This is a genomic window from Siccibacter colletis (assembly GCF_000696575.1).
GTDB classification, from domain to species: domain Bacteria; phylum Pseudomonadota; class Gammaproteobacteria; order Enterobacterales; family Enterobacteriaceae; genus Siccibacter; species Siccibacter colletis.
Map to the genome: position 1 here is coordinate 91,698 of NZ_JMSQ01000004.1, position 15,033 is coordinate 106,730.

Here is a 15,033-nt window from a genome sequence, read left to right on the forward strand (position 1 = left end):
CTGTACTAGTTAATGAGTATTCCGGATGGCGGCATAACATGACCCAACACGCGCCCTGGTCTGCAGAGCAGGCCGAACAGCACAATCGGGAGTGGCTTCGTTTCGTGGAGCTGCTGAAAAACGCGTTCGATCGCGATCTGCATCTTCCGCTGATGATGCTGTTGTTGACCCCTGACGAACGTGAGGCGCTCGGCACTCGCGTGCGTATCATCGAAGAGCTGCTGCGCGGCGAGATGAGCCAGCGCGAACTCAAAAATGAGCTGGGCGCTGGCATCGCCACCATCACTCGCGGCTCTAACAGCCTGAAAGCCGCCCCGCCTGAGCTGCGCGTCTGGCTGGAGCAGGTGCTGCTCAAGGGCGATCAGTCGTAAATCGCGTTATGGAACGGGCTTAACGCCAGCACTACCGCCTGGTGGTAAACGCTGCTGCGGGTCAGCACCCCGCCGGTGAATACGCCGATGGCACCCTCTTTGCGGCCGATGGCGTCAATGCCGGTCAGGGCAGACATCACCGGCCCCAGCGGTTCACCTTGATACACTTTCTCCAGAATAGGTTCAGGCAGCGGCAGCGTGGCGGATCGCGCTTCGCCGCGCTTATCTCCACGTTCAATCACCACCCAGCTAAAGGTGCTGCCTTCGTCAATGCCGGCTTCGATGGCAACCCAAAAATCCGCCTCGGGTTTTAGCGCCCGCGCATTCTGAACGCGAATACGCGCCCCGGCGCGGGTCTCTTCGCTGCCGAGCGGCTGCTCGGGCACACCGGTCTCGACGACCACAGATTCGATATGGCAGGATGCGGTGCCAAAAATGGCCTCAAACGCGTGCAGAATCGCCTTAATTTTGGCGGGATTAGTGGTGGCACAGATAACTTGGTGCATAATCATTTAACATTCTGATAAAACGTGTGCAGCAGTATAACGGATAAAAAGTATGTTACAGGTATACCTTGTTCGCCACGGCGAAACGCAGTGGAACGCCGAGCGACGCATTCAGGGGCAGTCTGACAGCGCCCTGACCGAAAAGGGTGAGCAGCAGGCGCAGCAGGTGGCTGAACGCGCCAGAGCGCTGGGCATCACCCATATCATCTCCAGCGATCTGGGACGAACGCGTCAGACCGCCAGTATTATTGCTCAGGCTTGCGGGTGTGACGTGACGCTCGACGCGCGCCTGCGCGAGCTGGATATGGGCGTGCTGGAGCAGCGCCATATCGACGGTCTGACCGAGGAAGAAGAGGGCTGGCGTCGTCAGCTGGTGAACGGCACTCCCGACGGACGTATTCCGGACGGCGAGTCGATGGTGGAACTGAGCGAGCGCATGCAGAGCGCGCTGAATGCGTGTCTGGAGTTGCCGGAAGGGAGTCGTCCGCTACTGGTGAGTCACGGCATGGCGCTGGGCTGTCTGGTCAGTACCATTCTCGGTCTACCCGCCTGGGCGGAACGCCGCCTGCGCCTGCGCAACTGTTCGCTTTCCCGCGTTGATTACCAGCAAAGCCCGTGGCTGGCATCAGGCTGGGTGGTGGAAACCGCAGGCGACGTCTCACATCTGGACGCCCCTGCGTTGGATGAAATGCAGCGTTAGCCGTTAGCGGCGAATCGGAATCAGGTACTCGCAGCGCAGATAGCGCGGCGGCTCCTGGTGTTTGGTTTCGTCGCGCGGGAAGAAGCGTTCAATATCCTGGCCCTTACGACGGGTCAGGTTGAGCGAAGGCATACAGGTGCCGTACACCGTCAGGATGAACTCCTGCAGTCCGGTTCCCGGCCCCTCATAATCGAACTGCACGTAGTCACCGCCATCCAGGGTAACCGCGTGGGCATTCGGCAGGCAGTTTTCAGCCAGCTCCGGTGGCAGCGCGGTGGTGTAAAACACCTCCTGTTCGTCATCCCGCTCGATGCTGGGGCGCGGCTCGTGCAACCCGTACAGCTCCGGTGGAATGGTCGGGCAGTGTTCCAGAAACGCGCGCCAGAACTGGATGCGCATCTCGTTACGGAAGTCGGAAATCTGCTCCAGCGCGCAGCTGTAGCTCTGGGTGAGACCAATCAGGTGCATCGGCGGCAGCGTAACGAATTTATGCTCCGGGAGCGTAAAGCTGTCCAGCCGCAGCGGCGGGCGAATACCGTACGCGCTCCAGTCGGCCGAGCGGCGATAGAGCGCTGGCGTCATGGAAAACTGTTTTTTAAACGCGCGGGTAAAAGTTTGCTGCGAATCGAATCGATATTGCAGGGCAATATCGAGAATGGGACGCGCGGTGAGGCGAAGCGCCACCGCTGACTTTGACAGCCGGCGCGCGCGTATATAGGCACCAATTGCGTGCCCGGTAACGTCTTTAAACATCCGTTGTAAATGCCACTTGGAATAGCCCGCTTTAGCCGCCACGTTATCTAAAGAGAGGGGATGATCCAGGTGGCTTTCCAGCCAGGTAAGCAAGTCGCGAATGATCCCAGCCTGATCCATAAAATATCCTCATCCAGCATGAGAGAGTGCTTGAAACTAAGGTGCGGATAATAGCATTTTTTGTTTTTTTAGCATTCTGTGTTTTTTGCCACGCCTGAGGCTTTTTTTCTACAAAATTCGCGTCAGGCGTGTAACGCAGTGATAATTAAACTTTTTTCAACACAGTGTAATAATCACACCAGGCAATATTTTAAAAATGGTAACAATATGAAATATAGACACTTAACTTTTGCCGCGCTGCTTTCGCTTTTCAGCTTCCACGCTGCGGCAGAGGAGATCGGATCGGTCGACACGGTATTCAAGATCTTCGGGCCGGATCATAAGATTGTGGTTGAGGCATTTGACGATCCGGACGTAAAAAACGTTACCTGCTACATCAGCCGCGCTAAAACCGGTGGTATCAAGGGTGGACTGGGTCTGGCGGAGGATACGTCAGATGCAGCGATCTCATGCCAGCAGGTAGGGCCGATCGAAATTAGCGAGAAGATCAAAGCGGGTAAAGCGCAGGGGGATGTGGTGTTCCAGAAACGCACATCGCTGATATTCAAGAAGCTACAGGTGGTGCGCTTCTATGATGCTAAACGCAACACGCTGGCGTACCTCGCGTACTCAGACAAAGTGGTGGAAGGCTCACCGAAAAATGCGCTCAGCGCGGTTCCGGTGATGCCCTGGAAGTAACCCCCGGCGCCAGAAATGAAAAAAGGGCAGTCAGCTGCCCTTTTTTACGTAACCGGGAGTTATTCCTGTAAGTCGCCGCAGAAGCGGTAACCTTCGCCGTGAATAGTGGCGATGATTTCTGGCGTGTCCGGCGTGGATTCGAAGTGCTTACGAATGCGACGAATGGTCACGTCAACGGTACGGTCGTGCGGCTTCAGTTCGCGACCGGTCATTTTCTTCAGCAGCTCGGCGCGCGTCTGGATTTTGCCCGGATTTTCACAGAAGTGCAGCATGGCGCGGAACTCGCTGCGCGGCAGCTTGTACTGTTCGCCATTCGGGCCGATCAGAGAACGGCTGTTGATGTCCAGTTCCCAGCCGTTAAATTTATAGCTCTCAACGCTGCGGCGCTCTTCGCTGACGGCGGCGAGGTTCATGGTACGCGACAGCAGGTTGCGCGCGCGAATCGTCAGCTCGCGAGGATTGAACGGCTTGGTGATGTAGTCATCGGCGCCGATTTCGAGGCCAAGGATCTTGTCGACTTCATTGTCGCGACCGGTCAGGAACATCAGGGCAACGTTAGCTTGTTCACGCAGCTCTCGCGCCAGCAACAGGCCGTTTTTACCCGGCAGGTTGATGTCCATGATCACCAGGTTGATGTCATTCTCAGAGAGGATCTGATGCATTTCAGCGCCATCGGTGGCCTCAGAAACATCGTAGCCTTCTGCTTCGAAAATACTTTTCAACGTGTTGCGTGTTACCAACTCGTCTTCAACGATAAGGATGTGCGGGGTCTGCATGTTTGCTACCTAAAATTGCCAACTAAATCGAAACAGGAGTACAAAAGTCCCTGACCTGCCTGCTGCATGATATAAATTAACATGCCGGGCGTAACATGACTAAAGTACGTAATGGCGTTCTTGATGCACTATTCGTCTACGTCAACAACATCATTAGCCTGGTCTTGGGTACTTTTTCTGTGGACCCGACGGTGTCAAAAACGGCTGATATCCTAACCATTTTAACAGCAACATAACAGACCAGGGCGGCTACGACACCCAATAAAACTACGCTTCGTTGACATATATCAAGTTCAATTGTAGCACGTCGAGCGTTTCATGAAATTGACGTCTCACAGAACGCGATTCGGTCACAATTTTATAATCAATCATGTCGTTTCACCCTCTAACTAATAAACAAGGTGAATAGAAATAACAAGCGATATTTTCATCGGGTTTATTCATGATAAACATAAGGATAACATGCGGTATCCTCATAACAAAGCGGCCAGCAACTCGGATAAATCCATAAGCAAAGTTTATATATTTTCGGCGTGATCGCCTGTTAATTGTTGCTGTAATGTAATTTTTTACGACGTAATAAGAGGGTGTAAATCTATCCGGTTACGCGTAATGCAGAGAAGAGAAAAATATGGAGTTTCCTGTTGTACTGGTAGCGCCTGCCCGCGCTGAAAACATTGGCGCGGCAGCCAGGGCGATGAAAACCATGGGCTTTACCCGGCTGCGTATTGTCGCCAGCGACGCGTGGCGCGATGAAGCTGCCCGGCGCGTAGCGCACGGCGCAGGGGATATTCTGGATAACGTGGAAACCTTCGACACTCTGGCCGATGCGCTGGCTGACGTCGACTTTACCATCGCGACCACCGCGCGCAGCAGAGCGAAGTTTCACTACTACGCCACCCCACAACAGTTACTGCCGCTGCTGGAAGAGAAGCGCCAGTGGCTGACGCGCTGCGCGCTAGTATTCGGGCGGGAAGATTCTGGCCTGACCAATGACGAGCTGGCGCTGGCGGATGTTCTCACCGGCGTGCCTATGGTGGCGGATTACCCCTCGCTTAACCTTGGCCAGGCGGTGATGGTTTACTGCTATCAGCTCTCTTCGCTGATGCAGCTTGCGCCCGTCAGCGTTCCGTCCGGGGAAGTGAACCAGTTGCAGGCGCTGCGTCTGCGCGTCACTTCGTTACTGGAAAGGCTGGAGGTGAGCGATGACGTGAAAATGGCGGACTGGCTGAGCCAGCGTCTGGGACTGCTGAAGCAGCGCGACACCGCGATGCTGCATCGACTGCTGCACGATATCGAAAAAAAATTTCCAGAATAACCTGCTGCTTAATGGACCCATGGCCGTGCAGAATATCGCTATGCTACGACCATAAGCAGTGGTTATGGTTGGAAAGCCTCTGCCGTACAGCGAACCGCGGTTGTGGTTAATAAATAGCCAAAAACAGAAATGCGTTGACTTCACCCGGCGGATACTTTAACCAATACAGAACACACAAAAAGATTCAGAGCACACAACATCCATGATTCGCATCAGCCTGACCACCACTATTACAACCATCACCATTACCACAGGTAACGGTGCGGGCTGACGCGTACAGGAAATACTGAAAAAAGCCCGCACCTGAACAGTGCGGGCTTTTTTTTCGACTAAAAATCAAAGGGCAACCACCATGAGAGTGTTGAAATTCGGCGGTACATCAGTGGCAAACGCGGAGCGGTTCCAGCGCGTTGCCGACATTCTGGAAAGCAATGCCAGGCAAGGGCAGGTAGCGACCGTTCTTTCTGCACCCGCAAAAATTACCAACCACCTGGTGGCGATGATCGAGAAAACCATCGCCGGCCAGGACGCTATTCCCAACATCAGCGACGCCGAGCAGATTTTCGCCCAGCTGCTGGACGGGCTGGCGCAGGCCCAGCCGGGCTTCGACCTTGCCGGGCTGAAAGCGGTCGTCGCGCAGGAGTTCGCCCAGATCAAACACGTGCTGCATGGCATCAGCCTGCTCGGTCAGTGCCCGGACAGCATCAACGCGGCGCTGATCTGCCGCGGTGAGAAGCTTTCCATCGCCATCATGGCTGCGCTGTTGCAGGCGCGCGGCAACAAGGTCACCGTTATCGACCCGGTAGAAAAACTGCTGGCGGTAGGTCACTACCTCGAATCCACCGTGGATATCGCTGAGTCCACGCGCCGCATCGCTGCCAGCCGTATTCCAGCGGATCATATGGTGCTGATGGCCGGTTTCACCGCCGGTAACGAAAACGGCGAGTTAGTGGTGCTGGGCCGCAACGGGTCCGACTACTCGGCGGCGGTGCTGGCGGCCTGTTTGCGCGCCGACTGCTGCGAAATCTGGACCGACGTCGACGGCGTTTATACCTGCGACCCGCGCCAGGTGCCGGACGCCAGGCTGTTGAAGTCTATGTCCTATCAGGAAGCGATGGAGCTGTCCTATTTCGGTGCTAAAGTGCTGCATCCCCGCACCATCACCCCCATCGCCCAGTTCCAGATCCCTTGCCTGATTAAAAACACCGCCAACCCGCAGGCGCCGGGAACGCTGATTGGCGCGACCAGCGAGGATGACGGCCTGCCGGTGAAGGGCATCAGTAATCTCAATAACATGGCGATGTTCAGCGTCTCCGGGCCGGGCATGAAAGGAATGGTCGGCATGGCGGCGCGCGTCTTCGCTACCATGTCCCGCGCCGGGATCTCGGTGGTGCTGATCACTCAGTCCTCCTCGGAATACAGCATCAGCTTCTGCGTCCCGCAGAGCGACAGCGAACGCGCCACCCGGGTGATGGAAGAGGAGTTCTACCTGGAGCTGAAAGAGGGGCTGCTGGAGCCGCTGGCGGTGATGAACCGGCTGGCGATCATCTCAGTGGTGGGCGACGGTATGCGCACCCTGCGCGGCATCTCGGCGAAGTTCTTTGCTGCGCTGGCCCGCGCCAATATCAACATCGTGGCGATTGCCCAGGGCTCTTCCGAGCGCTCTATCTCGGTGGTGGTCAGCAATGACGACGCGGTAACCGGCGTGCGCGTCACCCATCAGATGTTGTTTAACACCGATCAGGTGATTGAAGTGTTTGTGGTCGGCGTCGGCGGCGTCGGCGGGGCGCTGATCGAGCAGCTTAAGCGTCAGCAGAGCTGGCTGAAGCAGAAGCATATCGATTTACGCGTCTGCGGCCTCGCGAACTCTCGCGCGCTGCTGACCAACGTGCACGGGCTGGATCTGGAAAACTGGCAGGCGGAACTGGCGGAAGCGAAAGAGCCGTTCAATCTTGGCCGCCTGATCCGCCTGGTTAAAGAGTACCACCTGCTCAACCCGGTGATCGTAGACTGCACCTCCAACCAGGCGGTGGCCGATCAGTACGCCGACTTCCTGAAAGAGGGGTTCCACGTGGTGACGCCGAACAAGAAGGCCAACACCTCGTCGATGAACTACTACCACGAGCTGCGCCGCGCGGCGGAAAAATCGCGCCGCAAGTTCCTGTATGACACTAACGTCGGTGCCGGTCTGCCGGTGATTGAAAACCTGCAAAACCTGCTCAATGCCGGCGATGAGCTACAGCGCTTCTCCGGTATTCTTTCCGGGTCGCTGTCGTTCATCTTCGGCAAGCTGGATGAAGGCATGAGCCTGTCGGAGGCTACCACTCTGGCACGCGAGATGGGATACACCGAGCCGGACCCGCGCGACGACCTGAGCGGCATGGACGTGGCGCGTAAGCTGCTTATCCTGGCGCGTGAAACCGGCCGCAGCCTTGAGCTGGCGGATATCGTGGTGGAGCCGGTCCTGCCGGCCAGCTTCGACAGCACCGGCGACGTCAGCGCCTTTATGGCGCGTCTCCCGCAGCTTGATGACGAGTTCGCCGCCCGCGTCGCTCAGGCGCGTGATGAAGGGAAAGTGCTGCGCTACGTCGGCAATATCGAAGAGGACGGCGTCTGCCGCGTGAAAATCGCTGCCGTGGACGGTAACGATCCGCTGTATAAAGTGAAGAACGGCGAAAACGCGCTGGCGTTTTACAGCCGCTACTACCAGCCGCTACCGCTGGTGCTGCGCGGCTACGGCGCTGGCAACGACGTAACCGCTGCCGGGGTCTTCGCCGACCTGCTGCGCACCCTCTCATGGAAGTTAGGAGTTTAAGATGGTTAAAGTATATGCCCCGGCTTCCAGCGCAAATATGAGCGTCGGCTTTGATGTGCTGGGTGCGGCGGTGACGCCGATAGACGGCTCGCTGCTGGGTGATTACGTCACCGTTGAGGCTGCCGAACGCTTCAGTCTGCAAAACCTCGGGCGTTTCGCCAGCAAGCTGCCGGACGCGCCGCGGGAAAACATCGTCTACCAGTGCTGGGAGCGCTTCTGCCAGGAAATTGGCAGGGAGATCCCGGTCGCCATGACGCTGGAAAAAAACATGCCGATCGGCTCCGGGCTGGGGTCCAGTGCCTGCTCGGTGGTTGCCGGGTTAATGGCGATGAACGAGCACTGCGGCAAGCCGCTGAGCGATACCCGTCTGCTCTCCCTGATGGGCGAGCTGGAAGGGCGCATTTCCGGCAGCATCCACTATGATAACGTCGCCCCCTGTTTCTTAGGCGGCATCCAACTGATGATCGAAGAAAACGGCATTATCAGCCAGGAGGTGCCAGGCTTTGATGAGTGGCTGTGGGTGCTGGCATACCCCGGCATTAAGGTTTCCACCGCCGAAGCGCGCGCCATCCTACCGGCGCAGTACCGCCGTCAGGACTGCATCAGCCACGGGCGTCATCTGGCCGGCTTTATCCATGCCTGCCATACCGGACAACCCGCGCTGGCCGCGAAGCTGATGCGGGATGTTATTGCGGAGCCGTACCGCACCAAACTGCTGCCGGGCTTCAGCGAAGCGCGCAGCGCTGCCGCAGATATCGGCGCGCTGGCGTGCGGCATCTCCGGCTCCGGGCCGACCCTGTTTGCCGTCTGCGATAACCCGGAAACGGCGCAGCGGATGGCGGACTGGCTCGGTCAGCACTATCTTCAAAATCAGGACGGATTCGTCCACATCTGCCGTCTGGACACGGCTGGCGCACGAGTACTGGGATAACGAATGAAACTCTACAACCTTAAAGATCATAACGAACAGGTCAGCTTCGCACAGGCGGTAACGCAGGGTCTTGGCTCACAGCAGGGCCTCTTTTTCCCGCATGACCTGCCCGAGTTCAGCCTGACCGAAGTGGACGACATGCTGGAGATGGACTTCGTATCCCGCAGCAGCAAGATCCTGTCGGCGTTTATCGGCGATGAAATTCCGGCGGAGATCCTCGAAACCCGCATCCGCAACGCCTTTACCTTCCCGGCCCCGGTGAAGGAAGTGCAGAGCGACATCGGCTGCCTGGAGCTGTTCCACGGCCCGACGCTGGCGTTTAAAGACTTTGGCGGCCGCTTTATGGCGCAGATGCTGACCCACATCAGCGGCGACAAACCGGTCACCATCCTCACCGCCACCTCCGGTGACACCGGGGCCGCCGTCGCGCACGCCTTCTACGGCCTGAAAAACGTACGCGTGGTGATCCTCTACCCGCGCGGCAAAATCAGCCCGCTGCAGGAAAAACTGTTCTGCACCCTCGGCGACAACATCGAAACCGTCGCCATCGACGGCGACTTCGATGCCTGCCAGGCGCTGGTCAAACAGGCGTTTAATGACGAAGAGCTGAAAACCCAGCTCGGCCTCAACTCCGCTAACTCCATCAACATCAGCCGCCTGCTGGCGCAGATCTGCTACTACTTTGAAGCGGTGGCCCAGCTGCCGCAGGAAGCGCGTAATCAGCTGGTGATTTCTGTGCCAAGCGGCAACTTCGGCGATCTCACCGCCGGTCTGCTGGCGAAGTCGCTTGGCCTGCCGGTAAAACGCTTTATCGCTGCCACCAATGCCAACGACACCGTGCCGCGCTATCTGGAAAACGGCAAGTGGGAACCAGACAGCACCCGCGCCACGCTCTCTAATGCGATGGACGTCAGCCAGCCGAACAACTGGCCACGGGTGGAAGAGATTTTCCGCCGTAAAATCTGGCGCCTCAACGAGCTGGGTTATGCTGCGGTGGATGATGAAACCACCGCCTCCACTATGCGCGAACTGAACGACGCCGGGTATGTCTCCGAGCCACACGCCGCCATCGCTTACCGCGCGCTGCGCGACCAGCTTCATCCTGGCGAGTACGGCCTGTTCCTCGGCACTGCCCATCCGGCGAAGTTTAAAGAGAGCGTGGAGGAGATCCTCGGCCAGACGCTGGATCTGCCAGAGGCGCTGGCCGAACGCGCCGAGCTGCCGCTGCTGTCGCAGTTCCTGCCAGCCGATTACGCCGCGCTGCGTCAGCTGATGATGAAGCCACGCGACTAAGGCACATTTGCAACCACAAAGGGGAAGCATGGCTTCTCCTTTTTTTATGCCCAAATGTGAAGAAAATAAGCAGGAAAGTGGCAGGAAAAAAGGAGGTTTTCCCAATAAATGCGGGCACTTAGCAATTAGGACGCCACCGGATAACCCGGCAGCCGGGTAACGCGTAGGCTTGCTTCATCAGCCCCGCAGTGGGGAGTGTAGCGAGGAGTAAATATTATGCTGAAACCTGTGATACTGGCTTTATCCGTCATGCTCATGACGCCCGTGATGGCACAGGCGGCAGACATCACGCTGTTACCGTCGGTGAAGTTACAGATTGGTGACAGCGATAACCGGGGGCACCGCTGGGACGGCGGCCGCTGGCGCGACCATGACTGGTGGCAATCGCACTATCAGTGGCGCGACCACCGCTGGCAGCCGCACGGCCACCGCGAAGGGCGTGGCCCGGAACGCCATCACGACCGCGACCATCGTCACGATCGCGGCTGGCACCGGCACTAACAAAAAAAGGCGGACCCGGTCCGCCTTTTCGCTGTGGTGCGTAATTAACGCTCGCTGCGCGTAAACACCAGCTCCGCGCCTTTCGACGCCGCCTCGTCAAACTGATAGCCGTCAAGATCAAAGCCGGTCAGCTGCTCCGGGCTGGTCAGGCGGTTCTGAATGATGTAGCGGCTCATCAGGCCGCGTGCTTTTTTGGCGTAGAAGCTGATGACCTTGAACTTGCCGTTTTTCTCATCAAGGAATACCGGCTTGATAATCTCCGCATTCAGCGCCTTCGGTTTCACGGCTTTGAAGTACTCATCGGACGCCAGATTAACGACGACGTTGTCGCCCTGAGCGGCCAGCGCCTGGTTGAGTTTGTCAGTGATGATTTCGCCCCAGAAGCTGTAGAGATCCTTGCCTTTGGCGTTGGCAAAACGAATGCCCATCTCCAGGCGGTAAGGCTGCATCAGATCGAGCGGGCGCAGCACGCCATACAGCCCGGAAAGCATACGCAGATGCTGCTGGGCGAAATCGAAATCCTCTTCGCTGAAGGTCTCGGTTTCCAGACCGGTATACACATCACCTTTGAACGCCAGAATCGCCTGGCGCGCGTTCTCCGGGGTGAAGTCCGGTTGCCAGTCGTGGAAACGGGTGGCGTTGAGATCGGCGAGTTTATCGCTGATGCTCATCAGCGAGGCGATCTGCGGGGCAGAGAGCTTGCGCGCCTCGGCAATCAGCTGCTGAGAGTAATCGAGCAGCTCGGGCTGGGTGTAGCGCGTGGTAGCAAGTTCGCTCTGGTAATCCAGCGTTTTGGCAGGTGAAATCAGAATCAGCATCGTCGTATCCCGAAAAATAAGTTGCCTGACTTTACCAAAAAACAGTCACGGCCTGGCCGATGGCTGCGATTAATCGTGATTTTTTTGCCGGAATCGTCCTGATTCGGTTGCGCAATACGCTGGCGAAGATGCGTAAATCCCCCGGCAGCATGGCGCTGACGCGGATAAAGCCTATGAATTTTCATCGCTTAGGGCATTTTTTCTGGCGTGCCCTCCGCGGTTGCGCTGGCGATGCGGCGTGATATCATCGGGGGCAGACCGATTACATCTCCCTAACAAGCAGTTCTAAGAGACTCATTATCATGACGGATAAATTGACCTCCCTGCGTCAGTTCACCACAGTCGTGGCTGACACCGGAGACATCGCGGCAATGAAGCTGTACCAGCCGCAGGATGCCACCACCAACCCTTCTCTCATCCTTAATGCCGCACAAATTCCTGAGTACCGTAAGCTGATTGACGATGCCGTGACCTGGGCGAAAAGCCAGAGCAGCGATCGCGCTCAGCAGGTAGTAGATGCGACCGACAAACTGGCGGTCAACATTGGTCTGGAAATCCTCAAGCTGATCCCGGGCCGTATCTCCACCGAAGTGGACGCGCGTCTCTCTTACGATACCGAAGGCAGCATCGCCAAAGCGAAGCACCTGATTAAGCTCTACAACGATGCCGGCATCAGCAACGATCGTATCCTGATCAAGCTGGCTTCCACCTGGCAGGGCATCCGTGCCGCTGAGCAGCTGGAAAAAGAGGGCATCAACTGCAACCTGACGCTGCTGTTCTCCTTCGCCCAAGCGCGCGCCTGTGCTGAAGCGGGCGTGTACCTGATTTCCCCGTTTGTGGGCCGTATCCTCGACTGGTACAAGTCCAACACCGACAAGAAAGAGTACGCCCCGCAGGAAGATCCGGGTGTGGTATCCGTGACCGAAATCTACGAATACTACAAGCAGCACGGCTACGAGACCGTGGTGATGGGCGCAAGCTTCCGTAACGTCGGCGAAATCCTTGAGCTGGCCGGCTGCGACCGCCTGACCATCGCTCCGGCGCTGCTGAAAGAGCTGGCGGAAAGCGAAGGCGCGGTAGAGCGTAAACTCTCCTTCGCCGGCGAGGTGAAAGCGCGTCCTGAGCGTATGACCGAATCCCAGTTCTTCTGGGAACATAACCAGGATCCGATGGCGGTGGACAAACTGGCGGACGGTATCCGCAAGTTTGCCGTTGACCAGGAAAAACTGGAAAAAATGGTCGAAGCCCTGCTGTAATGTCGCTGTGGCCGGTTCGCCGGCCACATCTTCCCGCGTTTCACCCTGTCTGCCAGCCCCGCCTGCGTGTATCATTCGGCAAACTGTACTGATTGACCGGAATCGATATGAATACTTTACGCATTGGCTTAGTTTCCATCTCCGATCGCGCCTCCAGCGGCGTTTACCAGGATAAAGGCATCCCGGCGCTTGAAGCCTGGCTGCAGCGCGCGTTGACCACGCCCTTCACGCTGGAAACCCGTCTTATCCCCGATGAACAGCCGATGATCGAACAAACGTTATGTGAGCTGGTGGATGAAACCGGCTGCCACCTGGTGCTGACCACCGGCGGCACCGGCCCCGCCCGCCGTGATGTAACGCCCGATGCTACCCTTGCCATCGCCGACCGCGAAATGCCGGGCTTCGGCGAGCAGATGCGTCAGATCAGCCTGCACTTCGTGCCAACCGCGATCCTGTCGCGCCAGGTGGGCGCGATCCGCAAGCAGGCGCTAATTCTCAATCTGCCGGGCCAGCCGAAATCTATTCAGGAAACTCTGGAAGGAGTGAAGGACGAGCAGGGCAAGGTCGTCGTGGCAGGCATCTTTGCCAGTGTACCGTATTGTGTACAGCTGCTTGACGGGCCGTATATCGAAACGGCAGCCGACGTGGTAGCAGCTTTTCGCCCGAAAAGTGCAATTCGCCAGAGTAATGACTAAAAATATGTTTTGTATGGCATAACCTGATGTGGCGGTGGAGTATTGTTTTTTTGACGATATAGTAATTATCTGTTTACACCTGTATCGAAAACAAAATTCAATACTCCTCTTTACTCGAGTCATTTATGCCGAACGTAACCCGCCAACTCAATCGTCAGGATTACAAAACGCTGACGCTGGCCGCCCTGGGGGGCGCGCTGGAGTTCTACGATTTCATCATCTTTGTGTTCTTTGCGGCGGTGGTGGGCGAACTCTTCTTCCCGCCGGACATCCCCGAATGGCTGCGCCAGCTGCAAACCTTCGGTATTTTCGCTGCCGGCTATCTGGCACGCCCGCTGGGTGGCATCATCATGGCGCACTTTGGCGACAAAGTAGGGCGCAAGAAGATGTTCACCCTGAGCATCCTGCTGATGGCGCTGCCCACCCTCGCGATTGGTCTGCTGCCAACCTACGCTACTCTGGGCATTCTGGCTCCGCTGCTGCTGCTGGCGATGCGCCTGTTGCAGGGAGCGGCAATTGGCGGTGAAGTGCCAGGCGCCTGGGTGTTTGTTGCCGAACACGTGCCAGCCCGCCGTATCGGCATCGCCTGCGGTACGCTTACCGCGGGCCTGACGGTGGGGATCCTGCTTGGTTCGGTGGTCGCAACGGTGATTAACACCAGCATGACGCCGCAAACTCTGCACGATGGCGGCTGGCGCATTCCGTTCCTGCTGGGTGGGGTGTTTGGCCTGATGGCGATGTACCTGCGCCGCTGGCTGCGCGAAACCCCCGTCTTTATTGAGATGCAGCAGCGCAAAGCGCTGGCGGACGAGCTGCCGATAAAAACGGTGGTAATGAACCATAAAAAAGCGATCGCCGTGTCGATGCTGCTGACCTGGCTGCTGTCGGCGGGGATTGTGGTGGTGATTTTGATGTCGCCGGTGTGGCTGCAAAAGCAGCACGGCTTTGCGCCCGCGTTAACGCTGCAGGGCAACAGTATCGCCATCGTTATGCTGTGCATCGGCTGCTTGCTTGCCGGGCTGGCGGCGGACCGTTTTGGCGCCAGCAAAACCCTGATCGTCGGCAGCCTGCTGCTGGCGGTGTGCAGCTGGATGTTTTATCACTACGCCGGGACGCACCCGGAGCAGCTGTTCCTGCTGTACGGTCTGGCGGGGCTGAGCGTGGGCGTGGTGGGCGCGGTGCCGTTTGTCATGGTGCGGGCGTTCCCGGCCGGGGTGCGCTTCACCGGGATTTCGTTCTCGTACAATCTTTCCTACGCGATTTTCGGCGGCATCACGCCGATCCTGGTCACGGGGCTGATGGCCGTGTCTCCGCTGGCTCCCGGCTGGTACGTACTGGCGCTTTCGCTGGTGGGACTGGCGCTCGGCATTCTGCTGCGTCAGGATTTGCATCATGAAGATGACGTGGCGCTGCAGGCGGTGGGAACGCGGTAATTTCTGGCGTCGTAGTGGTGGGTGCGCTGCGCTTACCCACCCTGGACGGTGACTCTGTTCACGGCGGGT

Annotated in this window: 18 protein-coding genes and 1 other annotated feature; of the genes, 14 read left to right on the forward strand and 4 right to left on the reverse strand. The window is 57.6% G+C overall.

Annotated features, from left to right (window positions below; translation table 11 throughout):
- The first annotated feature begins 38 nt into the window (after positions 1–38).
- On the forward strand, positions 39–371 hold the full coding sequence (gene trpR, locus ET34_RS0103845; RefSeq protein WP_031519612.1) for a trp operon repressor: 333 nt from the start codon (positions 39–41) through the stop codon (positions 369–371).
- Here the strand turns inward: trpR and yjjX are convergent.
- Positions 362–877 (reverse strand): inosine/xanthosine triphosphatase, encoded by a 516-nt coding sequence (yjjX, locus tag ET34_RS0103850; RefSeq protein ID WP_035890870.1) that lies wholly within the window; start codon positions 875–877, stop codon positions 362–364. The two genes, trpR and yjjX, sit on opposite strands and share 10 nt — an antisense overlap.
- 52 nt (positions 878–929) lie before the next feature.
- Here yjjX and gpmB point away from each other — a divergent pair, with 52 nt between their 5' ends.
- Positions 930–1,577 (forward strand): 2,3-diphosphoglycerate-dependent phosphoglycerate mutase GpmB, encoded by a 648-nt coding sequence (gpmB, locus tag ET34_RS0103855; RefSeq protein WP_031519616.1) that lies wholly within the window; start codon positions 930–932, stop codon positions 1,575–1,577.
- A 3-nt stretch (positions 1,578–1,580) separates the two neighbouring features.
- On the opposite strand, the gene robA is transcribed toward gpmB, so the two are convergent.
- Positions 1,581–2,450 carry an MDR efflux pump AcrAB transcriptional activator RobA gene (robA, locus tag ET34_RS0103860; protein ID WP_031519618.1) on the reverse strand — a complete coding sequence of 290 codons (870 nt, stop codon included), beginning with the start codon at positions 2,448–2,450 and terminating at the stop codon, positions 1,581–1,583.
- 207 nt (positions 2,451–2,657) lie between these two features.
- Between robA and creA the strand changes: the two genes are divergently transcribed.
- Positions 2,658–3,128, forward strand: a complete 471-nt coding sequence (gene creA, locus ET34_RS0103865; protein ID WP_031519619.1) for a protein CreA — start codon at positions 2,658–2,660, stop codon at positions 3,126–3,128.
- Between the two features lie 59 nt (positions 3,129–3,187).
- Here the strand turns inward: creA and arcA are convergent, their stop codons facing one another.
- Positions 3,188–3,904, reverse strand: coding sequence for a two-component system response regulator ArcA (arcA, locus tag ET34_RS0103870; RefSeq protein ID WP_031519621.1), 717 nt, complete (start codon positions 3,902–3,904; stop codon positions 3,188–3,190).
- 95 nt (positions 3,905–3,999) lie between these two features.
- Here arcA and yjjY point away from each other — a divergent pair, with 95 nt between their 5' ends.
- The 7 genes from yjjY to ET34_RS0103895 all read left to right on the forward strand — a co-directional run bounded on the left by yjjY (position 4,000) and on the right by ET34_RS0103895 (position 10,762).
- Entirely contained in the window at positions 4,000–4,140 is a 141-nt protein-coding gene (gene yjjY, locus ET34_RS22445) for a YjjY family protein (protein WP_152548344.1), read from the forward strand.
- A 395-nt stretch (positions 4,141–4,535) separates the two neighbouring features.
- A complete protein-coding gene (locus tag ET34_RS0103875) occupies positions 4,536–5,222 on the forward strand; it encodes a tRNA/rRNA methyltransferase (RefSeq protein ID WP_031519622.1) in 687 nt (228 codons plus the stop codon).
- Positions 5,223–5,424: 202 nt separating this feature from the next.
- Positions 5,425–5,493: a thr operon leader peptide gene (gene thrL / locus ET34_RS21515; protein ID WP_071789318.1), complete on the forward strand. Its 69-nt coding sequence runs from the start codon at positions 5,425–5,427 to the stop codon at positions 5,491–5,493.
- Positions 5,432–5,549 (forward strand) — a sequence feature (Thr leader region). It overlaps the preceding gene by 62 nt.
- A gap of 25 nt (positions 5,550–5,574) precedes the next feature.
- Positions 5,575–8,037 (forward strand): bifunctional aspartate kinase/homoserine dehydrogenase I, encoded by a 2,463-nt coding sequence (gene thrA / locus ET34_RS0103880; RefSeq protein WP_031519624.1) that lies wholly within the window; start codon positions 5,575–5,577, stop codon positions 8,035–8,037.
- Between the two features lies 1 nt (position 8,038).
- The gene (gene thrB, locus ET34_RS0103885; protein WP_031519626.1) at positions 8,039–8,968 is read left to right on the forward strand and encodes a homoserine kinase; all 930 of its coding nucleotides are present in this window, start codon (positions 8,039–8,041) and stop codon (positions 8,966–8,968) included.
- A gap of 3 nt (positions 8,969–8,971) precedes the next feature.
- Positions 8,972–10,261, forward strand: a complete 1,290-nt coding sequence (thrC, locus tag ET34_RS0103890) for a threonine synthase (protein ID WP_031519628.1) — start codon at positions 8,972–8,974, stop codon at positions 10,259–10,261.
- A 216-nt stretch (positions 10,262–10,477) separates the two neighbouring features.
- Complete coding sequence (locus ET34_RS0103895) at positions 10,478–10,762, forward strand: DUF2502 domain-containing protein (protein WP_031519630.1); 285 nt, start codon at positions 10,478–10,480, stop codon at positions 10,760–10,762.
- A gap of 44 nt (positions 10,763–10,806) precedes the next feature.
- Here ET34_RS0103895 and yaaA read toward each other — a convergent pair whose 3' ends face one another.
- Entirely contained in the window at positions 10,807–11,580 is a 774-nt protein-coding gene (gene yaaA / locus ET34_RS0103900; protein ID WP_031519632.1) for a peroxide stress protein YaaA, read from the reverse strand.
- 59 nt (positions 11,581–11,639) lie between these two features.
- Here yaaA and ET34_RS22450 point away from each other — a divergent pair, with 59 nt between their 5' ends.
- The 4 genes from ET34_RS22450 to ET34_RS0103920 all read left to right on the forward strand — a co-directional run bounded on the left by ET34_RS22450 (position 11,640) and on the right by ET34_RS0103920 (position 14,964).
- Positions 11,640–11,822 (forward strand): hypothetical protein, encoded by a 183-nt coding sequence (locus tag ET34_RS22450; RefSeq protein WP_031519633.1) that lies wholly within the window; start codon positions 11,640–11,642, stop codon positions 11,820–11,822.
- 60 nt (positions 11,823–11,882) lie between these two features.
- Positions 11,883–12,836, forward strand: a complete 954-nt coding sequence (gene tal, locus ET34_RS0103910) for a transaldolase (protein ID WP_031519635.1) — start codon at positions 11,883–11,885, stop codon at positions 12,834–12,836.
- A 107-nt stretch (positions 12,837–12,943) separates the two neighbouring features.
- Positions 12,944–13,531 carry a molybdopterin adenylyltransferase gene (gene mog / locus ET34_RS0103915; RefSeq protein ID WP_031519637.1) on the forward strand — a complete coding sequence of 196 codons (588 nt, stop codon included), beginning with the start codon at positions 12,944–12,946 and terminating at the stop codon, positions 13,529–13,531.
- A gap of 125 nt (positions 13,532–13,656) precedes the next feature.
- Positions 13,657–14,964 (forward strand): MFS transporter, encoded by a 1,308-nt coding sequence (locus tag ET34_RS0103920; protein ID WP_031519638.1) that lies wholly within the window; start codon positions 13,657–13,659, stop codon positions 14,962–14,964.
- Positions 14,965–15,033 lie beyond the last annotated feature (69 nt).